Origin of the sequence: Streptomyces sp. NPDC059895, assembly GCF_042731035.1 — a bacterium.
GTDB lineage: Bacteria > Actinomycetota > Actinomycetes > Streptomycetales > Streptomycetaceae > Streptomyces.
In genome coordinates, this window is record NZ_JBHWKO010000002.1 from 447,974 (window position 1) to 452,376 (window position 4,403).

The 4,403-nt window shown below is 73.4% G+C and carries 4 protein-coding genes; 3 read left to right on the forward strand and 1 reads right to left on the reverse strand.

The features are described from left to right. Positions 1-117 precede the first annotated feature (117 nt). Positions 118-1,893, reverse strand: coding sequence for an ABC transporter ATP-binding protein (locus tag ACFV9M_RS03960; protein WP_385063920.1), 1,776 nt, complete (start codon positions 1,891-1,893; stop codon positions 118-120). Positions 1,894-2,067: 174 nt separating this feature from the next. Between ACFV9M_RS03960 and ACFV9M_RS03965 the strand changes: the two genes are divergently transcribed. The 3 genes from ACFV9M_RS03965 to ACFV9M_RS03975 all read left to right on the forward strand — a co-directional run. Next, entirely contained in the window at positions 2,068-3,153 is a 1,086-nt protein-coding gene (locus tag ACFV9M_RS03965) for an S-(hydroxymethyl)mycothiol dehydrogenase (RefSeq protein WP_385063922.1), read from the forward strand. Further along, positions 3,153-3,782 carry an MBL fold metallo-hydrolase gene (locus ACFV9M_RS03970; RefSeq protein ID WP_385063923.1) on the forward strand — a complete coding sequence of 210 codons (630 nt, stop codon included), beginning with the start codon at positions 3,153-3,155 and terminating at the stop codon, positions 3,780-3,782. Before ACFV9M_RS03965 ends, ACFV9M_RS03970 begins: the two co-directional genes overlap by 1 nt. Before the next feature lie 151 nt (positions 3,783-3,933). Then, positions 3,934-4,403, forward strand: a 470-nt coding sequence (locus tag ACFV9M_RS03975) for a helix-turn-helix domain-containing protein (protein WP_385102325.1), incomplete at its 3' end; no start/stop codon positions are given.

The window sequence follows — 4,403 nt, forward strand, 5'->3', positions numbered from 1 at the left end:
TCGATCCCGCCGAAGCCGTCGCATCCGGCCAACCCGTTCGCATTACGCCCGTTCGACACCCCCCCGTCCCCCCCCGCGGGGGGGCCCCCCGCCCGCCCGGGCGGCCCCACAGCGCGTTCAGTCGCCGGACGCGTCCGGCAGGTCGTGGCCCGCGAGGAACTGCGTCGCCGCCAGCTCCGCGTAGAGCGGATCGGTCGTCACGAGCTCGCGGTGCGAGCCCACCGCCCGGACCCGGCCCGCCTCCATGACGACGATCCGGTCCGCGGACGTCACCGTCGACAGCCGGTGGGCGACGACCAGGACGGTGGTCGTGCGGGCCACGTCGGCGACCGTGTCCCGCAGCGCCGCCTCGTTGACCGCGTCGAGCTGGGAGGTCGCCTCGTCGAGCAGCAGCAGGCGCGGACCGCGCAGCAGGGCGCGGGCGATGGCCACCCGCTGGCGCTCTCCGCCGGACAGCTTGGTCCCGCGGTGCCCGACCAGCGTGTCCAGGCCCTGCGGCAGCCGGGCGACCAGGTCGTCGAGCCGGGTCGTCTTCAGCACCTGCCGCACGGTGTCGTCGCCGGCCCGCGGATTGCCCAGGAGCAGGTTGTCGCGCAGGGTCCCCGACAGCACGGGCGCGTCCTGCTCGACGTAGCCGATGGCCGACCGCAGGCGGGGCAGCTCCCAGTCGGTGAGGGGGCGGCCGTCCAGGGTGATCGTGCCGGAGTCGGGCTCGTAGAACCGTTCGATGAGTGAGAACACCGTCGTCTTGCCGGCGCCGGACGGGCCGACGAACGCGGTCATGCCCCGGGACGGCACCTCGAAGGTCACCCCGTGGTGGACGTACGGCAGGTCCTCGGCGTACCGGAAGCGCACGTCGGTGAAGGCGACGCGGGCCGGTGCGGCGGCGGGCGCGGGCAGCGCCGCGGGCCGGGCCGGCGGCTCGGCGGGCAGCCGCAGCGCCTCCTGGATGCGGGCGAGGGCCGCGGAGCCCGTCTGGTACTGGGTGATCGCGCCGACGACCTGCTGGATCGGCGCCATCAGGTAGAAGACGTACAGCAGGAACGCCACCAGGGTCGCGACGTCGATCGCGCCCGTCGCGACCCGCGCCCCGCCGACCGCCAGCACCGTGATGAAGGCGGTCTGCATGGCCAGTCCGGCGGTGTTGCCCGCGGCCGCCGACCACTTGGCGGCCCGCACGCTCTGCCGCCACGACTCCTCCGCCGCCGCGTGCAGGACCCGCTCCTCGCGCTCCTCGGCGCCCGACGCCTTCACCGTGCGCAGCGCCCCGAGCACCCGCTCCAGCGAGGCGCCCATCACGCCGACCGCGTCCTGCGCCCGCCGGCTGGCCCGGTTGACGCGCGGCACGATCACCCCGAGGACGGTGCCCGCGCCGAGGATCACCGCCAGCGTGACCGCGAGCAGCACCGGGTCCACCACGCCCATCAGCACCACCGTCGCCACCAGCGTCAGACCGCCGGTGCCGAGGCCGACCAGCGAGTTGGTGGTGACCTCTCGCAGCAGGGTGGTGTCCGAGGTGACGCGCGCCATCAGATCACCGGGCTCGGTGCGGTCCACCGCCGTGATCCGCAGCCGCAGCAGGTACGACGACAGCGCGCGCCGCGCCCCGAGCACCACCGACTCGGCCGTGCGCCGCAGCACGTACGAACCCAGCGCGCCGACCGCCGCGTTGGCGACCACCAGCCCCGACAGCGCGAGCAACGCGCCCGTGATCGCCCGGTCCCGGGAGAGGTCGTCGATCAACCCCCGCGCCACCAGCGGCAGCAGCAGCCCGGTGGCCCCGGTGACCAGGGAGAGCAGCGCCCCCGCCAGCAGGGCCCGCCGGTGCGGCCGTACGTACCCGAGCAGCAGGCGCCACGGGGGAGGGACGGCGGCGTTCTCTGCGGTGCTCACGGGGCTCCTCACGGGTGGGTCCGGCCGGCGCCGCTCAGGCTACGCGGACCGCCCCGGCGCGTGGTGCCCAGGCGGCGTCCCGGGCGATGACCTGCCCTGTTGTGCGTGCCGTTACCGATCGGTGGCGCGTAGGGTCGGACTGGGACAGACGGTCGCCGACGAAAGGGCAGCACCATGGCGCAGGAAGTGCGTGGCGTGATCGCACCGGGCAGGGACGAGCCGGTGCGGGTGGAGACGATCGTGGTGCCGGACCCGGGCCCCGGAGAGGCCGTGGTGAAGATCCAGGCCTGCGGGGTGTGCCACACGGACCTGCACTACAAGCAGGGCGGGATCAACGACGACTTCCCCTTCCTGCTCGGGCACGAGGCCGCCGGGGTGGTGGAGTCGGTCGGCGAGGGCGTCACCGACGTCGCCCCGGGCGACTTCGTGATCCTGAACTGGCGGGCGGTGTGCGGGCAGTGCCGGGCCTGTCTGCGCGGCCGCCCGTGGTACTGCTTCGACACGCACAACGCGCGGCAGAAGATGACCCTCACCGACGGCACCGAGCTCTCCCCGGCACTGGGGATCGGCGCGTTCGCGGAGAAGACGCTGGTGGCGGCCGGGCAGTGCACCAAGGTCGACCCGGCGGTGTCGGCCGAGGTGGCCGGTCTGCTGGGCTGCGGGGTGATGGCGGGCATCGGCGCGGCGATCAACACCGGCCGAGTGGGCCGGGGCGACACCGTCGCCGTGATCGGCTGCGGCGGGGTGGGCGACGCGGCCGTCGCCGGGTCGCGGCTGGCGGGCGCGGCGAGGATCATCGCCGTGGACATCGACGACCGCAAGCTGGAGACGGCGCGCGCGATGGGCGCCACGCACACCGTCAACTCGCGCGAGACCGACCCGGTGGCGGCGATCCAGGAGCTGACCGGCGGGTTCGGCGCGGACGTCGTGATCGAGGCCGTCGGCCGCCCGGAGACGTACCGGCAGGCGTTCTACGCCCGCGACCTGGCCGGGACGGTCGTCCTCGTCGGGGTGCCCACTCCGGAGATGAAGCTGGAGCTGCCCCTGCTGGACGTGTTCGGCCGGGGCGGGGCGCTGAAGTCGTCCTGGTACGGCGACTGCCTGCCCTCGCGCGACTTCCCCATGCTGATCGACCTGCACCTCCAGGGCCGCCTGGACCTGGGGGCGTTCGTGACCGAGACCATCGCGCTCGACGAGGTGGAGAAGGCGTTCGAGCGGATGCACCACGGGGACGTCCTGCGCTCGGTGGTGGTGCTGTGATGACCGCGCGCATCGAACGCCTCGTCACCTCCGGCACCTTCAGCCTCGACGGCGGCACCTGGGACGTCGACAACAACGTCTGGATCGTCGGCGACGACCACGAGGTGATCGTCATCGACGCCGCCCACGACGCCGAGGCCATCGCCGCCGCCGTCGGCGACCGACGGCTCACCGCGATCGTGTGCACCCACGCCCACGACGACCACATCGGGGCCGCGCCCGCCCTCGCGGACCTGACCGGCGCCACCATCTGGCTGCACCCCGACGACCTGCCGCTGTGGAAGCTCACCCACGCCGGCCGCGAGCCCGACGGCCATCTGGCCGACGGCCAGGTCATCGAGGCCGCCGGCGCCGACCTCACCGTCCTGCACACCCCCGGACACGCGCCCGGCGCGGTCTGCCTGTACGACCCCGGACTCGGCGTGCTCTTCACCGGCGACACCCTGTTCAAGGGCGGCCCCGGCGCCACCGGCCGGTCCTGGTCCCACTTCCCGACGATCATCGCCTCCGTCCGGGACCGGCTGCTGACCCTGCCGCCCGAGACGAAGGTCCTCACCGGCCACGGCGACCCCACCACCATCGGCGCCGAGGCACCCCACCTGGAGGAGTGGATCGCCCGGGGCCACTGACGACCCGGGCCGGCCGGGTCGTCCACCGACGGCCCGGCCCGCCGCTGACGCAGGAGGTTCTAGTGCCGCATCAGGCAACGTTTGCCCTCTTGTGATGTGACGCGCCGTACCGGTGCTGGGCCGGGCGGCGCGGGACGGTCACCCTGTCGGGGTGGCAGAACGAGTACGCGTGCGCGAGATCGACGATGACGAGGGGCGGCGGCTGCTGCGGATCATCCGCAGGGGGACCGGGTCGGTGGTGACCTGGCGCCGGGCCCAGATGGTGCTGCTGTCCGCACAGGGCATGCCGGTGGCGAAGATCGCCGAGGTGTCGTTCAGCAGCGACGACCGCGTCCGCGATGTGATCCACAACTTCAACACCGACGGCTTCGCCTCGCTCTACCCGAAGTACAAGGGCGGCCGGCCGAAGACGTTCACGCTGCCCGAGCGCCGCGAGATCAAGAAGATCGCCAAGTCCAGGCCGACCGAGCACGACCTGCCGTTCTCGACCTGGAGTCTGACCAAGCTGGCGGACTTCCTGGTCGCCGAGGGGGTGGTCGACGACATCAGCCACGAGGGCCTGCGCATCCTGCTCCGCGAGGAAGGCGTCTCCTTTCAACGCCTGAAGACCTGGAAGACCTC

What these genes read in the sequence shown, in the direction of transcription:
- ACFV9M_RS03965 (WP_385063922.1), top strand. Translation starts at nt 2,068, where the DNA reads ATGGCGCAGGAAGTGCGTGGCGTGATCGCACCGGGCAGGGACGAGCCG.
- ACFV9M_RS03970 (WP_385063923.1), top strand. Translation starts at nt 3,153, where the DNA reads ATGACCGCGCGCATCGAACGCCTCGTCACCTCCGGCACCTTCAGCCTC.